This window comes from Sinomicrobium sp., assembly GCA_029266035.1.
Taxonomy (GTDB): Bacteria; Bacteroidota; Bacteroidia; order Flavobacteriales; family Flavobacteriaceae; genus Sinomicrobium.
In genome coordinates, this window is sequence record JAJUFH010000001.1 from 298021 (window position 1) to 316610 (window position 18590).

Annotated in this window: 12 protein-coding genes; 8 read left to right on the forward strand and 4 right to left on the reverse strand. The window is 43.1% G+C overall.

Translation table 11 applies throughout. The annotated features are described in order from the left end of the window. Positions 1-83: 83 nt before the first annotated feature. Together ACYZZR_RS01225 and ACYZZR_RS01230 are read right to left on the reverse strand one after the other, a co-directional pair. On the reverse strand, positions 84-1169 hold the full coding sequence (locus ACYZZR_RS01225; RefSeq protein ID WP_461532165.1) for a PDDEXK nuclease domain-containing protein: 1086 nt from the start codon (positions 1167-1169) through the stop codon (positions 84-86). Positions 1170-1174: 5 nt separating this feature from the next. Continuing rightward, on the reverse strand, positions 1175-1666 hold the full coding sequence (locus ACYZZR_RS01230; protein ID WP_461532166.1) for a YkgJ family cysteine cluster protein: 492 nt from the start codon (positions 1664-1666) through the stop codon (positions 1175-1177). A 50-nt stretch (positions 1667-1716) separates the two neighbouring features. Between ACYZZR_RS01230 and ACYZZR_RS01235 the strand changes: the two genes are divergently transcribed. After that, the gene (locus tag ACYZZR_RS01235; protein ID WP_461532167.1) at positions 1717-2457 is read left to right on the forward strand and encodes an SAM-dependent methyltransferase; all 741 of its coding nucleotides are present in this window, start codon (positions 1717-1719) and stop codon (positions 2455-2457) included. A gap of 157 nt (positions 2458-2614) precedes the next feature. Here the strand turns inward: ACYZZR_RS01235 and ACYZZR_RS01240 are convergent, their stop codons facing one another. Further along, a complete protein-coding gene (locus ACYZZR_RS01240; RefSeq protein WP_461532168.1) occupies positions 2615-4123 on the reverse strand; it encodes a helicase HerA-like domain-containing protein in 1509 nt (502 codons plus the stop codon). Positions 4124-4366: 243 nt separating this feature from the next. Here ACYZZR_RS01240 and ACYZZR_RS01245 point away from each other — a divergent pair, with 243 nt between their 5' ends. After that, positions 4367-4999 (forward strand): 7-carboxy-7-deazaguanine synthase QueE, encoded by a 633-nt coding sequence (locus ACYZZR_RS01245; protein WP_461532169.1) that lies wholly within the window; start codon positions 4367-4369, stop codon positions 4997-4999. Between the two features lie 54 nt (positions 5000-5053). Here ACYZZR_RS01245 and ACYZZR_RS01250 read toward each other — a convergent pair whose 3' ends face one another. Continuing rightward, a complete protein-coding gene (locus ACYZZR_RS01250; protein WP_461532170.1) occupies positions 5054-9031 on the reverse strand; it encodes a hybrid sensor histidine kinase/response regulator transcription factor in 3978 nt (1325 codons plus the stop codon). A 357-nt stretch (positions 9032-9388) separates the two neighbouring features. Between ACYZZR_RS01250 and ACYZZR_RS01255 the strand changes: the two genes are divergently transcribed. The 6 genes from ACYZZR_RS01255 (at position 9389) to ACYZZR_RS01280 (ending at position 18561) form a co-directional block, all read left to right on the forward strand. Next, positions 9389-12412: a SusC/RagA family TonB-linked outer membrane protein gene (locus ACYZZR_RS01255; RefSeq protein WP_461532171.1), complete on the forward strand. Its 3024-nt coding sequence runs from the start codon at positions 9389-9391 to the stop codon at positions 12410-12412. Positions 12413-12424: 12 nt separating this feature from the next. Beyond that, entirely contained in the window at positions 12425-13948 is a 1524-nt protein-coding gene (locus ACYZZR_RS01260; protein WP_461532172.1) for a RagB/SusD family nutrient uptake outer membrane protein, read from the forward strand. An 18-nt stretch (positions 13949-13966) separates the two neighbouring features. After that, the gene (locus ACYZZR_RS01265; protein WP_461532173.1) at positions 13967-15049 is read left to right on the forward strand and encodes a glycoside hydrolase family 43 protein; all 1083 of its coding nucleotides are present in this window, start codon (positions 13967-13969) and stop codon (positions 15047-15049) included. A gap of 56 nt (positions 15050-15105) precedes the next feature. Then, a complete protein-coding gene (locus tag ACYZZR_RS01270; protein ID WP_461532174.1) occupies positions 15106-16254 on the forward strand; it encodes a glycoside hydrolase family 43 protein in 1149 nt (382 codons plus the stop codon). 73 nt (positions 16255-16327) lie between these two features. Beyond that, a complete protein-coding gene (locus ACYZZR_RS01275) occupies positions 16328-17524 on the forward strand; it encodes an aldose epimerase family protein (RefSeq protein ID WP_461532175.1) in 1197 nt (398 codons plus the stop codon). A 2-nt stretch (positions 17525-17526) separates the two neighbouring features. Beyond that, the gene (locus tag ACYZZR_RS01280; RefSeq protein ID WP_461532176.1) at positions 17527-18561 is read left to right on the forward strand and encodes a glycoside hydrolase family 43 protein; all 1035 of its coding nucleotides are present in this window, start codon (positions 17527-17529) and stop codon (positions 18559-18561) included. The last annotated feature ends 29 nt before the right edge of the window (positions 18562-18590 follow it).

The window sequence follows — 18590 nt, forward strand, 5'->3', positions numbered from 1 at the left end:
ATATATCAAAAAAAACTGATTACCTTATAATTGTTTAGGAGTTTCTGTAGGAGGTAACCGGAATTTTGATGGTGAAATATAGGCTAATCTAATAATTTTTTTAAGCTCTCAGAATCAGGCAAAGCTTCCTTAAATTGTTCTGGCAATTCGTCACTGGTTTTATACGTTGCAACTCCCATAGCTTTGTTAAAATCCCTGAAACTATATTCCACTATTTTGTCGTTTTTCCCCTTACATAAAACAATACCTACCGATGGTTTTTCATGTTCTTGTTTTACAGTATCATCCAATACGGAAAGATAAAAATTCATTTTCCCGAGATATTCAGGTTTAAACCTGCCTTTTTTCAATTCAAATGCTACTAAACATTGTAGTTTTCTGTTGTAAAACAATAAGTCTATAAAAAATTCCTGCCCCTCGACCATCAATCTGTACTGATTGCCCATAAAAGCAAAATCGCTGCCCATAGACAAAATAAATTTCTTGATATTGCGAACAATTCCATTTTCAAGCACCCTTTCGTCTCCCTCATCCGAAGCTTCAATGTTGATAAAATCAAGCAGGTATTCATCCCTAAAGGTTTGCAGAGCCTTTTCTGTATAGTCTTTAGGTAAAGTAGTTGAAAAATTATTTGGTAAAGTACCCTGTCGTTGAAAAAGTTTAGTTTTTATCTGTTTCTCCAAATGCCGGTAGTCCCAAAGTTCAACAATTGTTTTTTGCAGATAAAACCAAGCCTCATCGAATGTATCACATTTAGAAGCAATGCTGAAATGATGAGTAAAACCAATCGAAAAAAACACCTTTGCAAAATTGTCAGGTAATTGGTTCGGCAGCGCCGAGCCAATTGCCCCATGACTTAAAACAATTTCGTTTGGCATTGCCGAACCAATTTTTAAATGCTCTATCCAAAAACCAGAAAACACTCTCATTTTCTTAAGATTACCACTCGAAAACCCTCGTAACCCGGGCAGTTCATTTTGCAGTTCTTCAGAAATTTTTTCCAGTACCTTACTCCCCCAAGCTTCTTTTTTTGCAGTAGTATTAATCTTCTTGCCAATATTAAAATACAATGACACCAACTCCTTATTTACCAATCGAGCAGATCGATATCGGCTGCGTAGAATAATCTCTTTGATTTCGACAATGATATGTTTATCAATCTTTTCCATCTCACTTACCCCAACCTCTTCTTCATCGCCTCAACCACCCGATAGGCAGCGGGACAGATGGCTGTATTTTTCAGGGTGATATTAGCTATCTGATGAAATTTTTTCCGGTCGGTATGCGGATATTCCCTACAAGCCTTTGGGCGTACATCGTAGATCAGACAGTAATTATCGGCATCCAAAAAAGTACAGGGAAGGCTTTGCAGCACATAATCTTTGTCTTCATCTATGCGCAAATAGCGCTCTATAAACTGTTGAGGTTTTAGTTTCAGATGTCGGGCAATCCGCTCTATATCAGCATCGGTAAACAATGGACCCCTAGTTTTACAGCAATTTGCACACTTCAGACAGTCTACTTCACTAAAAACCTCATCGTGTAATTCCTGCATTACATAGTCGAGGTTTTTAGGCGGTTTTTTTCTGAGTTTAGCAAAGTACTTCTTGTTTTCCTTATGCTTATCTTTGGCCAGTTGCGGTAAGTGTTCCAACTCTTCTTTCATAATACAAAAGTAAGAAAATACACCTACACTACACACTAAGACTGAAAAAAATGAATACTGCATCTAAAACAGATCCTACTCCCGACATCATCGGGATGGCTATTCGCGATTACCACTCCGGAAATTACACCGAAGACATCATCACGGAAACCTCTATTTCGGAAGAAGATATACTTCCTGTTCCCTACCTTTTCCGAAGCTATGAGGAAATGCCCGAAATAGAGCAGGTAGCCCTTATGATGGCTCGTGGAAAGGTATTGGATATAGGCTGCGGAGCCGGGAGTCACGCCTTGTATCTGCAAGAGCAAAAACGATTAGAGGTCACCGCCATAGACAACTCTCTCGGAGCAGTAGAAATATGCCGAAAAAGGGGACTGACCAAAACCGTCCACACCCACCTTATGAAATATACCGAAACTGGATTCGACACGATACTGTTACTGATGAACGGACTTGGGTTATGCGGAAAACTCAACCGCATCGGTCCCTTTCTACAACACCTGAAAAGCCTGTTGAAACCCGACGGACAGATACTGTTAGACTCCTCCGATATCCTCTATATGTTTGACGAAGATGAAGACGGTGGAAAATGGATCCCTTCACTTGACACTTATTACGGCGAACTCGAATTCCGGATGCGGTATAAGGATGTTCAAGGCCCTTCTTTTCCCTGGCTTTTTTGCGATTACAACACCCTGCAAAATGCTGCTATTGCCAACGGACTACATTGTGAGTTACTGTTAGAGGGACCACATTTCGACTACCTCGCTAAACTGAGCAATATTTCTTAGTCAATTAAACAAATTATTGAGCAACTCCTTTTAATTCAGCCAATGCTTTATGTGCGGAAACTAATTTTTTTAAAATCCTTGTAGTTTCAACATCCTTATTAACCGGTAATTTCTTTAGATCGAAACCATTCATTTGATAAGAAAACCTCGATTTGCTTTACTTTTTGGTGAGCTTGTTCAGCACTCCAAACACCCCTCTAATAAAGGTAGCACTGGTAAGCACTTTCACAATAGGATTCATTCGCGTACTGCTTCTTCCTGAGTTTTTCTTTCTATCTGTTTTGGCTTTTTCACGAGCTTCTTCAGATGTTGCGGTCTCAATTTTCTCATTTAGAATTTCATAGGCACTCTCCCGGTCTATGAGTTCCTCGTATTTTTTCACCAGTCCCGAGTTTGCTATCAATGCTGTTATCTCCTCATCACTAAGCACATCCATTCTACTCATAGGTGCTCTGAGCAAGGTTGCCGCCAAGGGTGTAGGTCTTCCTTTCTCATCGAGTGCGGTGACCAATGCCTCTCCTGTACCCAAACTGGTGAGCAGTTCGGCAGTATTGTAATATTCGCTCAAGGGATAATTTTCGGCGGTGAGCTTAATCGCCTTCCTGTCTTTGGCGGTAAAGGCTCGAAAGGCGTGCTGCACTTTGAGTCCGAGTTGCGACAACACCGCATCCGGAACATCGGTAGGGAGCTGGGTACAAAAGTACAATCCTACTCCTTTAGAGCGGATCAACTTCACTATACTCTCTATCTGATCGAGCAATGCTTTACTGGCTTCGTCAAATATAAGATGAGCCTCATCGATAAACACTACCAGCTTCGGACGATCGGCATCGCCCTGCTCGGGCAGTGTATTGTACATTTCTGCCAGGAGGCTCAGCATAAAGGTCGAAAAGAGCTTTGGCCGGTCTTGAATATCGGTAAGCCGGATAATATTCACATAGCCCCTACCCTTGTCGTCTACCCTCATCAAATCGTCTATTTCAAACGAGCGCTCTCCAAAAAACATTTCCGCTCCCTGTTGTTCCAATGCCACCAGCTTGCGCAATATAGCTCCTGTTGAAGCTGTAGATATACTGCCGTATTCTCGACTTATCTCCTCTTTACCTTCCTCTGTTATATACTGCAACGTCTTGCGGAGGTCTTTTATATCTAACAAGGGTAGTTTACGATCGTCACAATACTTAAATACAACGGCGAGTACTCCTGCCTGAGTGTCGTTGAGCTCCAGTATACGCGACAACAACACCGGTCCGAACTCCGATATAGTTGCCCTTAATCTCACTCCCTGTTCGTCTGAGATAGTCATCAACTCTACCGGACTTCCTTGAGGTTCGTAGGGCACTCCTATTTTCTCGTGTCGTTCTATAATAAAATCGGAGGCTTCTCCGGCTTGTGCGATACCGCTGAGATCTCCTTTGATATCCATCTGTAATACCGGAATACCCTTTTGTGAGAGTTGTTCTGACAAAATCTGCAGGGTTTTGGTCTTCCCCGTTCCCGTAGCCCCCGAGATCAGTCCGTGGCGGTTAAACATTTTAAGGGGTAATCTCACCAAAGCATCTTTTACCGCCACCCCGTCTAACATTGCAGCTCCCAGAACAACAGCTTCTCCTTTGGTGGTATATCCCGTAGTAATTGTATCTAAAAAAGTTTCTTCCTTACTCATCGAAGTATGTTTTGGTATAAAAATAAGTTAATTTTCAGGAATAGCAATGAGCGAATATCCTGTGGAGAAACAAAAAAGTAAACACGACTAGTTAAGAACTAATCGACTATTTAGGGAGGGTAATGGGTTAATAAGTTATTAGGTTATTTGGTTATTATGCAAAGCCAACCACAAACCACAAACTTTGACAAACAATAAACAACAAACTAACCAACTCCAAACTTCTTATCGTATCTTTGCCTCATGAATAGAGAAGATGTTTTAAGATTGGTCGATCGGGGAGAAATGCTCCCTCTGATGGAAGAGTTCTACACCATTCAAGGTGAGGGATATCACAAGGGTACAGCTGCGTATTTTATTCGCGTAGGAGGTTGTGACGTAGGCTGCCACTGGTGTGATGTAAAAGAGAGTTGGAATGCAGAGACGCACCCGCCTACCGCTGTAGAGCGGATTGTAGACAATGCAGTAAAATACTCAGACACTATAGTGATTACTGGAGGAGAACCTCTGACTTGGAATATGCAACCTCTGACTTCTAAATTGAGGAATAAAGGACTCAAAACACATATAGAAACCTCCGGAGCCTATCCGCTTAGTGGGGAATGGGATTGGATATGTCTGTCTCCAAAGAAAATAAAACTCCCTGTAGGAGACATCTATAAAAAGGCTGACGAACTCAAAGTAATCATATACAACAGAAGTGATTTTGCTTTTGCCGAAGAGCAGGCTGCAAAGGTCAGCCCCGATTGCATACTCTACCTGCAACCCGAGTGGAGCAGACGAGAAAAAATGGTACCGGAAATCGTCGATTTTGTAATGAAAAACCCGAGGTGGAAGGTGTCGCTTCAAACCCATAAATACCTAAACATCCCCTGAGTATATCACTACCGGAAGCATCTATTATTAACTTTCCCTGTTTACCGATCTACATCAGTCTTCAGCAGCCTTTTCCTCTATTTTTTGTTGCATGAATTCGGTAGGAGTCATTCCGAAGTGCTTCTGAAAATTTCTACCAAAACTAGTCTGCGACTTATAGCCTACTCTTTCGGCTATCTGATACATCCTGAGATCACTATTTTCGAGCAATTGAATCGCTTTTTTCAACCGGCTCATATTGATGAGTTCATTAGGAGATAACTTCGATATATCCTTGATTTTCCGATATAAAGTAGATCGGCTCATATGCATATATTCAGCCAATATATCGACACTGAGATCAGGATCTGCTAGGTTGTCGTCGATTACCTTGTCCAATTTGCCAAAAAAGGTTTTATCGTTATCTGAAACGACCATGGATTTCATATGAGCCAGGGGCGAACTGGAATAATGCCCCAAAATATGCTTTCTGTTTTCGATGAGATTGGAAATCTGCACCTTCAGATGTCCCATAGAAAAAGGTTTCGGAATATAAGCATCGGCACCCGATTCCAGTCCCTCGATTTTGGCATTCAGAGCACTTTTTGCCGTGAGCAATATCACCGGAATATGGCTGGTTTTCACATCGTTTTTTATACGTTGACACAGTGCTATGCCGTCGAGCACAGGCATCATCACATCACTAACCACCAGATGCACCTCTTTTTCAGATATCATCTCCCATGCCCGTTCTCCATTTTCAGCCATCTGTACATTGTATTCTTCCGACAGTTCACTATACAGAAAGTCTGATAATTCTCGATTGTCTTCAGCAATAACTATACGTGCATTTTTTCTCTCTTCCCCTATAAAACTAACACTCTCGTCATCTGATTTGATTACGGCATCAACCTCTTCCTTTACAAAGTCGGGCTCCATATCCTGATGAAGAGGAAGTCGTAACACAAATACATTGGTCATTTTTTCCTTTTCGTCCATAAACAATGTCCCGTGGTGCAATTCGGTCAGAGAATAAGCCAGAGACAAGCCAATTCCACTACCGTGTTCCTTAACAGTTTCGGGAAGCCTGAAAAACGGTTCGAAAATCCGCTTCCTATGCTCGGGAGAGATCAGATGTCCGTCATTCTCAAAACGGATTAAAAAATCCTCTTTTTCCCTTCGGAGGGTTACACCTACTTCGCGATCAGAATATTTCACCGCATTGATAAACAAGTTGCTGAGAATTTTCTTCACAGCTTCTTCGTCTACATAAGCATAGATACTTCCGGTTTCAAACACTAAATCGAAATGCAGTTGTCTCTCCCTGATCAACGGACTAAATCTCACATAGGTTTCCTCGACAAGCTCATTGATATTCACCTTAGTAAAGTTCAACTTTACATGCTCCATTTCTGTCTTTCTAAAATCTAACAATTCGTTCACCAGATTGATAAGTCTAGAGGTGTTTTTTTGCATGATCTCTAGATTATGTGGGATTTCCGGCGAACGATAACTGCGATTGAGCAGTTTTTCAAGCGGACTTTTGATAAGGGTAAGTGGAGTCCTTATTTCATGAGCTACATTGGTAAAAAACTCTATCTTGGCTTGGTATATTTCCTTTTCCTTCTCGCTCTCCAACTGCTTTATTTTTCTGTTGTTACGAGCCTTGGTATAGCGGTGATAATAACGCAATAGAAGCCAAACCAACAACACCAGCAACACGGCATACAACACATAAGCTATTTTACTTCCGAAAAATGAAGGCAAAACGCGGATAATAAGAAGATTGTTTTCCTCACTCCAAACTCCATAACTATTAAGGGCTTTTACCCTCAGGCGGTAGTCTCCTGGGGGAAGTTCGCTAAAACTCACGCGGTGGTCCTTTCCTAGCGATATCCATGCTTCATTCAGTCCTTCCAGCTTATACCAGTATTCCGTCATCTCCGGAGCCGTATAGCTCAAGGATACAAATTCCAGACTAAAGGTAGACTGGGTATTGCTCAGCGTAATCTCATCTGAAAACAGTAAAGACTTTGTCAAGGGAGAATCCTCTTCTCCCACTTCTACCTCCTGGTTATTGATGCGAATAGCCGTTACAAAAACAGGAGATCGGTAATCGTTTTGTACAAAGCGGTTGGGGTTAAAGCGAATCAGTCCTTTTACACTTCCGAAATACATTTCCCCATCGGCTCCTTTAAAGGCAGAACTGTAGTTGAACTGATCGCTAAGCAATCCGTTCGATCTTGTATAAACCTGCATCTGCCCACTGTCGGGTGTAAATCTCACCAAACCGTTAGAGCTACTCACCCATAGGTTTTTTTGATCGTCCTCCAACATAGAATAGGTAACATTAGAAGGAAGTCCATCTGTTCTAGTATATCGCTTAAACGTAGCTGAATCTTGCTGAAAAAGGTTGAGTCCATGCTCTGTGGTAACCCACAACCGTTGGGAAGAATCAACAAACAGACCGTTAATCACATTAGAACTAATACTGAGCGAATCACTTCTGTCGTATCGGAAAACTCCCTTTTTACCCGTATTCGGATTAAAATAATAAAGTCCATCCCAATAAGTACCCGCCCATAGGGTACCGTACTGATCTTCAATCATACAGGTAAAGTGATAGGTCTCGGGAAAACCGTGTACAATCTCAAAAGTGTCGCGCTTGGGAATATACCTGTAAATCCCCGACGATGTAAGCACATAGATTTCCTTTTGGCTGGTTTGGTAGATAAAAAAAATAAAATCACTTTTCAAATCTCCTCCTCCGTCCCCCGTGCCGTAATGCCTCACCACTTTCTCCGTACGGATATCCATGACATCCAATCCGTGTTCAAAAGTACCTACCCAAAGCTGATCACCCACTGGGAGCAATCCATGTATATTGTAATGAGAAAACCTACCTTTCTCTCCTACGGAAGAATAATTCACAAATTTTCCCGTTTTCGGGTCAAACTTATTAAGTCCGGCATCTTCTGTCCCTATCCACAAGTTTCCATACTGATCCCTTTTGATTTCCCGCACCGCATTACCGCTTATCGAATTTTGTGCCACTTGCGGAAAATAGCGCTGTATAGGGGTATATTGTTCAGGGTAGTAATTCACTCCTCCAAAATAAGTACCTGCCCACATACCCTTTTCCCTATCCTTCACCAGGGTGTACACCGCATTGTCTGAAAGTGAATAGGGGTCGTTATAACTCTTTTCTAGATGTTCATAGGTGTTTTTGTCGAGATGATATACAAAAATTCCCGATTCTGTCGCTATCCACAGTTCGTTTTGACCCTTCATCACAAAATCCCGCACAAACAAGGGGTTTTCACCATCGTCCAGAAGTTTTATCAAACGACCCTCCAGCTGATTGTAAAGCAGGGCTCCGTGGTTCTTGGTTCCTATAAAAAGGGTATCCCGGCTCACCGTAGTGATGGCAGTGATAACTAGTTTTTCATCAATATCTCTAGCAAATTCCACTTTACTAAAAGAACTATTATCTGGCACATACTTGTAAATAGCATCGGAAGAAGCTACATAAACCTCCCCTTTGTCATTACAGCTGATAAACTCTGAGTGAAACTGATTAAAAATCTCTTCTTTAAGTATACTTCCTCCCTCTCCAACACCAATCCTGTAAAGGTTTCCGGCAGCGATATACCACAAGTTACCACTGGTATCACCCTTGATGTCTAATACGGGCTTATTGGTCGTACTCTTCACTAAATCGAAAGATTCGCTTTTCTCGTCGTAACGGTACAGACCAGTATCAGTTCCCACCCATATATAGTGCTTGTATTCTTCCAAACATCTTATATAATTACTCCCTATGCCTTTTGGATTTCCGGATTCTCGCTGAAACCACTTAAAGCTATATCCGTCGTAGCGATTCAGACCATCTTTAGTTCCAAACCACATAAAACCTTGGGAGTCCTGCAACATACAGATTACAGAATTATGAGATAAACCATCTTCAACCTGCAACTTTTTAAAAGTGCGATTCTGTGCAGTTAGTCCCATACTGGCCATAAAAAATGCCAAAAACAAACAATACCATTTCATACCTCTACAAATCAACTCAATTCTCTTAAAAAGAAGGTTTACAAATTGTCTCATTTTTAAACAAATCATTCCATTACCCCTCTTTAGACATTAAAGCATGTTAAAATGAATCTATTTGAATAAATATTGAGACAGTTGTACCATATCGCTTTGACGCAAAATCGATTACATTTGAAATATGCGATATGACAAAAATTAAACTATTTATTTAAGGATAAAAACAAAAAAAATATTTTTTTATCACAAATTGACAATAAGTCTTTTGCCCTATCGATAAGGTTTGGATAATTAGGGCGCAATTCATTCGACAGATCGTTTCACTAAAGCACGTAACCGAAAAATCAAAATTCAGATACCATGAAAATCAAACTCAATTCAAAAACCGGTTTCAGGATTATCTTCTTCCTGACTGTTTTGTGGGGGCAGTGTGCCCTTGCCCAGCAGACGACAGTATCCGGAACCGTTACCGATGCAGACGGTATTCCCATTCCCTTTGTAAACATTATAGTAAAGGGCAGTAGTACCGGGACATCGGCAGATATGGATGGGAATTATTCTATCCCTGCTGCACCCGACGCCACTCTGGTCTTTAGCTATGTCGGATTCAAAACACAAGAAATAGAGGTAAACAACAGGATACAGATTAACCTGCAGCTGCAGGAAGATGTATCTGCACTTGAAGAAGTTGTAGTTGTAGGATACGGAACCCAGCAGAAAAAGGACCTCACCAGTGCGATATCTCTGGTAAAATCGGAGCAGATACAGAAGCGGCAAACTACTACCGTAGCCGAAGGATTACAGGGGCTGGCTCCCGGGGTGAACGTACGTGGAGGAGGACAACCCGGACAGGAAGCTACCATCCAGATCAGGGGACTCAAAAACCTTCAGAGCGCCAATCCGCTATATGTGATCGACGGATTGATCACTACGGCCAACAGGGACTTCAACCCCAACGATATCGAATCCATACAAATACTAAAAGATGCTGCAGCTGCAGCCATCTACGGATCGAGAGCCGCTAATGGGGTGGTTATCATCACTACCAAAAAAGGAAAACAGGGACCTCTGCAGGTCACTGCCAGCTCTAAGATGAGCCTTACCTCGGTACCCCGATACGACCTTGCCGGACAGGAAGAATTTGTGCGATTGAACAATATGGCTTACGACAATGCAGGAGAACCTCGCCAAAACCTTGATCTTAGTGTAAATACCGACTGGCAAGATGTGGTGTTCCGAACCGGACTGATACAAGACCACAATGTCAGCTTCTCTGGAGGAGGTGAAAATTCTTCCTACTTCATCTCAGCAAACTACTTTGGAAATAAGGGAACCGTTATAGACACAGATTTCGATCGAGTTTCACTCCGGGTAAACACCAGTGGTAAAAAAGGGATTTTCAGCGTAGGAGAAAATCTGGCTCTATCCAACGCTAAAACCAATGAAATTGGAAGTCCAGCAGCCGACAGGGGAAATCCTTTTATAGATGTTATAAGAATGTTCCCCACCGTGCCCGTATACGACGAAAACAACCCCGGAGGATACGGTTATGGAAAACCCGACGTAGCCAATACCTTTGGCGCAAATCCAGTTGCCATTGCCAATCTGATAGATCAGGAAATGGAAAACTTCAGAATAAGAGGAAATCTTTGGGCCGAAATAGACCCCTTCCCCTTTTTAAAATACCGATTTAATTTTGGGTATGAGACTAGTTTTGACAACTATTTTTATCTGAGAAGAAAAGGGAACTGGACTATGAACCAGGCCGATGAGCCGTCGATGACCAATCAGAACAAGGCACAGTCGATGACTACTCTGATCGAAAACACCATTTCTTTCAATAAAGATTTCGGAAAACACCATGTCAATCTCGTGGCAGGAATGACCTACCAAAAGGACCGCTACGAACAAATCAACGGTACCAAGAGAAACCTCTTGACCAATCCGAATACCGGATCTTACTTCGATGTATTAGACCTTGGGAGTGAAGGTGTAGTAGGCGGATTCCGCAACGAATCTGTCCTGATCTCCTATCTCGGAAGATTGGAGTACAATTACGACAATCGCTATCTCTTAAACGCAGTATTTCGCCGGGATGGTTCATCTAAATTTAGTGACACTCACAAGTGGGGCAATTTTCCGTCCATCTCCGCAGGATGGAGAATTAGCAATGAAAAATTCTTCGACCTCAAAGATGTCAGCGATCTGAAACTGAGATTGAGTTACGGAGAACTCGGAAGTGGTAACATTCCGGATTACGAATACATGATATTTATCAACACTTTAGGGTCTATGGTTGCAGGAAAAGATCAAGTTCTGTATCCCGCTGCAACCCAAATAAGACTGGCAAATCCTGAACTTAGATGGGAAACACTTAAACAAACCAATATCGGGATCGATTTAGGTTTGTTTGACAACAGCCTCCAGATCACCGCCGATTACTTTATTGCGAGAACAGAAGATGTACTCTTCGGCTTCCCTATCCTCCTTTCTACAGGTAATGATGGAGGAAATCCCATCACCAATGCTGCAACGGTAGAAAACAAAGGATTTGAATTCAACGCCGCCTACAATCATGTAGTCAATGACGATTTCAGTTTTAACGCTTCTATAAATTTTAACACACTGAAAAACAAACTCATAAAACTCGGTAATGGCTTTAACGAAAGCATACAGGGCAATACAGTAACCCGCGCTGGACAACCAGTTGGAATGTGGTATGTATTGCAAACCGACGGACTTTTCCAAAGTGCTGAAGAAGTGAGTAATTACACAAATTCTGAAGGCAAGATTATCATGCCCGATGCACAACCCGGTGATATCCGCTTTGTAGACCTCAACGACGACGGACAGATCACTAACGAAGACAAAGATGTAGTAGACAGTCCTTGGCCTGATTTTGAAATGGGCTTTAATGCAGGAGCACAATACAAGAACTTCGACTTCTCCATGAACTGGATTGGTTCTTTTGGCGCCACTGTGTACAACGGTTTCAGAAGTACAGTAGACCGCTTTGACGACGATACCAATTACCGTTCGGGCATACAGCCCTGGACTCCGGAAAACCCGGATACCAATTTCCCTAGAGTAGTAAAAGGAACCTCCTTAAACGCCCGAGGCGACAGTGATCGCTGGTTGGAAGACGGTAGTTTCGTACGATTAAAATATATAGGAGTCGGATATAATGTACCAAACCAAGTGCTAGAGAAGATAGGTTTTTCTAAGCTGAGAATAAGTTTATCTGGACAAAACCTCTTGACCTTCACCAAATACGGCGGTCTCGATCCGGAATTCAGCAATAGCAATCCCTTCCAAAGGGGAGTAGACTTCGGAGCATTCCCTAATTTGAGAACCTATTCTATAGGAGTTGAACTCGGTTTCTAAAACAGTATTATCATGAAAAAAACAACAACACTCAGTATATTAGCATCCTGCCTTCTGGCAATGTTTTCCTGTGAAAACGACCTCGATGTCGAGAACCCTAATTCGTTGACCGTAGATCAGTTTTGGCAAACACCAGAAGACGCTCAGCAAGGAGTCAATTCTATTTATGCCATGTTTTACAAAGACGGAACATGGGCGAGATGGATGTATTTTCGATTAGACCTCACTTCAGATGAAGGTTTTAGTAAAAGTCCGTGGGTAGAACTTGCCGACTGGACCCGTTTTTCCTATATCAATTACGATTTCTGGGAAGGCAACAACGTGACTTGGAGGGATAATTACAAGGCTATTTTCCGAGCTAATCAGGTGCTCGCTTATGTGCCTGACATTGAATTTTCTGATGAACACAAAAAGCAGGAACTTCTCGGAGAGGCCAAATTTATGAGAGGATTTTACTATTATTACACCGCCCTACTTTGGGAAAACATACCCATTGTACTCAATCCTTCTACTACAACTGAACTTCCAAAACAAGCTACTTTGGAAGAAGTACACCAGCAGATTGAAGCAGACTTAAACGATGCTTTCAACGCCTTACCTCCACAGTGGGATGACGCCAATCTCGGACGCCCTACCAAAGGGGCTGCCAAAGCCATGCTCGCCAAATTGTACATGCAACAACACCAGTGGGAGAAGGCTGAGGCAGCGCTGGCATACCTCATCAGCGGAGAAGGAGCTCTTTACAGTCTGGTAAACAACTTTGCCGATAACTTTACCGCCGCAAACGAAAACAACTCTGAATCGGTCTTTGAAATACAATATGGCGATCACAATCTGGGAGGTACGGGAGAAACTCAAGATGCTGCAGTGTCTACAACCCGTTCGCAGTTTTTCGCACCTAGAAATATCGGGTGGTCTGACGGGCAGGCCAGATTTTGGCTGGTAGATGCCTTTAAGCAGGAAAAAACCGCTGATGATAAGATCGATGAAAGATTGAGGTATAGCCTGTACTACCCCGATCTCACTGCCGACTTTGGCGATCTAATTTACGGCAGGGAATGGGAATGGGACGATGACGAATGCTGGTTTAGAAAGTACCAGAGAAATGACAGAACTACTGAAGACTACTTTAACCCCATCAATTATCGTCTGATTCGATATGCCGATATTCTATTGCGTTATGCCGAGGTGCTCAACGAACTGGGCAGAACTTCAGAAGCCTATACTTATGTAGACCAGGTACGGGAAAGAGCAGGAATGCGACCTCTAGCAGAAGCCTATCCCTCCATCGGCAACGACAAACAGGCCTTCTTAGAAAGACTAAAAACAGAACGCGTACTGGAATTGGTAGGGGAAAGCGTTCGTTGGGAAGACTTGAAACGCTGGGGCGATCTTGATTCTCAGGCAGCTGTAGATGAAATTGCAAAAAGAGATCCCGATTTCGAGAATTTTGAAGTGGGGAAACACATCAGAATGCCTATTCCGTTATCTGATGTAAATAACAATCCCAATCTCGATCAGAACCCGGATTATTAATTGAAGAACACAAAGCCTATGATCAACTTACCAAAATTTCTGTGCTTTATTGCAATTCTTTCCGGTATGGCTTGTGTTCAAAACCACAAGAAAGATGGAGATACCACAACCCGGGAAGAGGAGCAACACAGCAGTGTAGAGACTGAAACTTTCAGCAACCCCCTACTCGATTCAGGGCCTGATCCTTGGGTACTGAAAAAAGACGGGCAGTACTATTACACCCATACTCTAGGTGACAGGCTTGTTCTTTGGCAAACAGATAAAATGGAAAAGCTGGGAGAGGCTACATCGCTCGAAATATGGAAACCTGAGTCCGGGCACGAATACTCTCACGATTTGTGGGCTCCCGAGATTCATTTTATCGATGGAAAATGGTATATGTACTTTGCCGCTACTGCAGACCAGGACAGAGATATAAACAGGCGTATGTTTGTCTTGGAAAACAGCAGTGATTCACCGATGAATACCCAATGGGAATTCAAGGGCAAGATTGCAGACACCTCAGATCACTGGGCCATAGATGGCACTGTAATGTCTATTGGAGACAAACACTACTTTATCTGGTCGGGATGGCGAGGGAAAAGTCGACCAGAAAACACCGGTAAACAGCAGCTGTACATCGCAGAAATGGAAAACCCGTGGACCCTAAAAGGTGAGCGGGTAATGATATCGGAACCCGAACTGGAATGGGAGACCAATGGTTTAGTGAACGAGGGTCCCGTCACCTGGAGAAATCCGAATGGCGATACTTTTCTGTTCTATTCCGCTTCCGGATGCTGGACCGACGACTATGCGATTGGCGCTTTAAAACTCGTAGACCCCGAAGCTCCTCTCCACCCAGATTCTTGGCAAAAATTACCCAAACCGGTATTGGCAAAAAGTCCTGAAAACAGCATTTACGCCCCTGGACACAACAGTTTTTTCAAATCGCCCGACGGTAGTGAAGACTGGATATTATACCATGCTAACGACAATTCGGGCGACGGTTGTGGTTCGGCAAGGAAACCTCGTATGCAGGAAATAGAATGGGACAACAACGGTTTTCCTCAATCGGTGAAACCAGTATTCCGAAGCAGTGTGCTAACTGTTCCTTCCCATTGAGAAATGTTTACACCTAAAACCTAATCCAAAATACATTGTTACATTCACTAGAAAAAATGAAAATATCACATTACATCATCCCCGCTGCCGCCCTTCTGCTTTACTCGTGTAACACCTCACCTTCTAAAACACAGAAGGACGATGGAGAAAAAGAGGAAAAAGCCGTCGCCACCTATACCAATCCACTAGATGTAGCCTTCGGCGATCCTTACATCCTGAACGACGAGGGTACATTTTATATGTACGGTACCGGTGGCGGAGCCAAAGACGGTTTTTCAGTATACCGCTCTTCCGATATGGTACACTGGCAATCTCGGGGACAGGTATATACCGGAAACACCGCATCTTCGTGGGCTACGGATCACTTTTGGGCCCCCGAAGTATATCGTTTCGAAGATAAATACTATATGTTTTTCAGCGCACAATGGAGAGACAACCCAAATAATGAACTGGAGAATTTCCGTATTGGTGTCGCGGTCTCCGACAGTCCGGAAGGGCCTTTCGAGGAAATAAGTGATCAACCGCTCTTCGATCCGGGATATCCAATTATCGATGCCAATGTGTTTGTAGACGACAACGGTAAATATTACTTGTACTATTCCAGAGTGTGTTACAAACATCCCGTAGAGAGTGAGGTAGCGGAATGGGCTCGTAAAAAAGGTTGGTATGATGAAATCGAGGAAAGCTGGGTCTACGGAGTAGAATTAAAACCCGATTTCAGCGGGATAACGGGAGAGCCTGTATTGCTGCTGCAACCACCACTCCGCATGGACGACAAAAATGCCGAATGGGAAAGCCGTTCGGTGACCTCAAGGGAGATGAACCGACGGTGGACCGAGGGCTCATACACCTTTAAAAATGAAGACACCTACTACATGATGTATTCTGCCAATTACTATCAAGGAGAAAATTATGCCGTAGGCTATGCCACAGCTACTTCACCTTTAGGTCCCTATAAAAAATCGGACACCAACCCTGTATTGGAAAAAAACACACAACACGGAGGAGAAGTTACAGGAACAGGGCACAACAGCCTAGTGTTTCTGGACGACAACAACATGTATTGCGTGTACCACGGTCGAACAAAGACTACGGGAAACGAACGCGTAGTGTTTATAGACCGTATAGAAATCGACGACGGAATATTGCGGGTAGACGGTCCTTCAACCACTCCAAAACCAATTCCTGTAACAGTGGAGAAGTAAAAATTTCACAAAATACACAAGTTCTAATTCAGCTATATTTCAGAACTTGTCCGAAACATTTTAATTCAACACTATGAAAACAACAACGCGAATAGTTATTATCGCTCTTATTGCCGGACTAACCGCCTGCAAGCAAAAGAGCAGCAAAGAAAAAACAGAAACAGTTCAGAAAACCGAAAATATCAATTCTGAAGAAGTCGGTATCGATGCCGGCACTACTCTTCTTACCGAAAAAGCTTTCGACACCATAATCGACGGTAAACAAGTAGGACTGTACTGGGTAGAAAGCAGCGATATAAAAGCAGCCTTTACCAATTACGGCGGACGCCTTATCGGGCTATGGGTACCAAATAAAAACGGCAATATGACCGATGTGGTTTGGGGACCCGGAAATATTGAAGGCTATACCCGTACCACTGAACCCTATTTCGGAGCTACCATTGGCCGGGTAGGCAATCGTATTGCCAAAGGAAAATTTACACTCAACGGCGAGACCTATTCTCTTCCGATAAACAATGGAGAAAACACACTTCACGGAGGTAAAAAAGGATTCCAAGACGTAGTATGGGAAGCAGAGCAACCCGACAAACAAACCCTGGTACTCCACTATAGGTCACCCGATATGGAAGAGGGATTCCCCGGAAACCTCGATGTAAAAGTCACTTATTCCATCGCTGGAAAAACGCTAAAAATGGAATACGAAGCGACCACAGACAAAGCGACTCCGGTAAATCTTACCAATCACGCCTTTTTTAACCTCAACGGAGAAGGTAGTGGAAGCATACTCAATCACAAAGTCCAATTTTATGCCGATCAGTTCACACCTGTAGATGAAGGACTGATTCCTACCGGAGAACTTCGAGATGTTAAAGACACTCCTTTCGATTTTACCGAGCCGCATACCATAGGCGAACGTATAGACGCAGACAATGAACAACTGAAATTCGGACAGGGATACGACCATAATTTTGTGCTCAATCAAACACCGGCAGAAGGAATGAACCACGCTGCCACTGTTACAGGAGATCAATCGGGCATTGTGATGAACGTATACACCCAAGAACCCGGAATGCAGTTTTACAGCGGAAACTTTATGCAAGGTAAAAACACCTTCAAGAGCGGAGCCAAAGACGAATTCCGAACCGCCTTTGCACTGGAAACCCAACATTTTCCCGATACTCCCAATCAGCCCGACTTCCCCTCTATCACCCTCAATCCCGGGGAAACATATCACACTGTATCACTCTATAACTTTTCTGTAACACCATAAATATGAATACCCTATACCGCCTCATTCTCATCCCAATACTTTTCGTAATAACCTGCGTAAACGCCCAGCAACCTGACCCTCCCGGTCAGGTCGCAACGGGCGAAAAACCTAAAAATGAAGCTTATCTTTTTGCCCATATGACCCATCAGGATTACGGGCGCCTGTACTATTCGGTTAGCTTGGACGGATTGCATTGGTATTCTCTCAACAACGGGAAAAGAATATCGGAAGACTACCAAGGTCATCCCGATATCGCCAAAGGACCCGATGGTCGTTATTATATGGCTGGAAATAGCAGCGATGCTTCTCCTGACATTGTAATATGGGTATCGGAAGATCTCATTAGCTGGAAAAAGCACTCCACCTACACGCCACCACTAAGAAAAACTCCAGGATACACCGAGGCACTTCAGCGCATAGGAGCTCCAAAATTATTTTACGACGAGGCCTCAGGACAATTCATCATGACTTGGCACACCCCTCACGAAGAAGGCTCCAAGGAAGATCCGGAACGATACTGGGCTAGTCAACGCACCCTATACGTATTTTCAAAAGATCTTATCACTTTTGAAAATCCACCCCGCAAACTGTTTGAATGGGAATTTGGCACTATAGACGTCATTATCCGCAAAGTAGCCGACACCTATTACGCCATACTAAAAGACGAGACCTATCCCACATTGTATTGGCCTACAGGAAAAACGATCCGCATCGCGAGAGCCGATCAGTTAACCGGTCCCTACTCCCTTCCCTCCGACCCCATAAGTCCGAATTTCAGAGAAGCACCAACATTGATTCCTTCTCCCAACGGCAAGGCGTGGTATCTGTATTACGAGCAATATCCGGGGGTATCGTACGGACTCTCCATTGCCGACAACCTCAACGGCCCCTGGTATCAGGCTTCAGGATACACTTTTTTCAGTGACTGGGACAAATACGGACTCCCCCCTTCCGTAAGACACGGTTGTATGATATCCATCTCTCGTGAGGAATACAACAAGCTTGTAAAAAACTTTGGAATAGAGGAAAAAAAGTAAATTTTGGTGTAAAGTTTAATCGATTTAAT

Coding starts and splice junctions, on each gene's coding strand:
- ACYZZR_RS01230 (WP_461532166.1), bottom strand. CDS start 1,666: ATGAAAGAAGAGTTGGAACACTTACCGCAACTGGCCAAAGATAAGCAT.
- ACYZZR_RS01260 (WP_461532172.1), top strand. CDS start 12,425: ATGAAAAAAACAACAACACTCAGTATATTAGCATCCTGCCTTCTGGCA.
- ACYZZR_RS01265 (WP_461532173.1), top strand. CDS start 13,967: ATGATCAACTTACCAAAATTTCTGTGCTTTATTGCAATTCTTTCCGGT.
- ACYZZR_RS01225 (WP_461532165.1), bottom strand. CDS start 1,169: ATGGAAAAGATTGATAAACATATCATTGTCGAAATCAAAGAGATTATT.
- ACYZZR_RS01235 (WP_461532167.1), top strand. CDS start 1,717: ATGAATACTGCATCTAAAACAGATCCTACTCCCGACATCATCGGGATG.
- ACYZZR_RS01280 (WP_461532176.1), top strand. CDS start 17,527: ATGAATACCCTATACCGCCTCATTCTCATCCCAATACTTTTCGTAATA.
- ACYZZR_RS01255 (WP_461532171.1), top strand. CDS start 9,389: ATGAAAATCAAACTCAATTCAAAAACCGGTTTCAGGATTATCTTCTTC.
- ACYZZR_RS01245 (WP_461532169.1), top strand. CDS start 4,367: ATGAATAGAGAAGATGTTTTAAGATTGGTCGATCGGGGAGAAATGCTC.
- ACYZZR_RS01250 (WP_461532170.1), bottom strand. CDS start 9,031: ATGAAATGGTATTGTTTGTTTTTGGCATTTTTTATGGCCAGTATGGGA.
- ACYZZR_RS01275 (WP_461532175.1), top strand. CDS start 16,328: ATGAAAACAACAACGCGAATAGTTATTATCGCTCTTATTGCCGGACTA.
- ACYZZR_RS01240 (WP_461532168.1), bottom strand. CDS start 4,123: ATGAGTAAGGAAGAAACTTTTTTAGATACAATTACTACGGGATATACC.
- ACYZZR_RS01270 (WP_461532174.1), top strand. CDS start 15,106: ATGAAAATATCACATTACATCATCCCCGCTGCCGCCCTTCTGCTTTAC.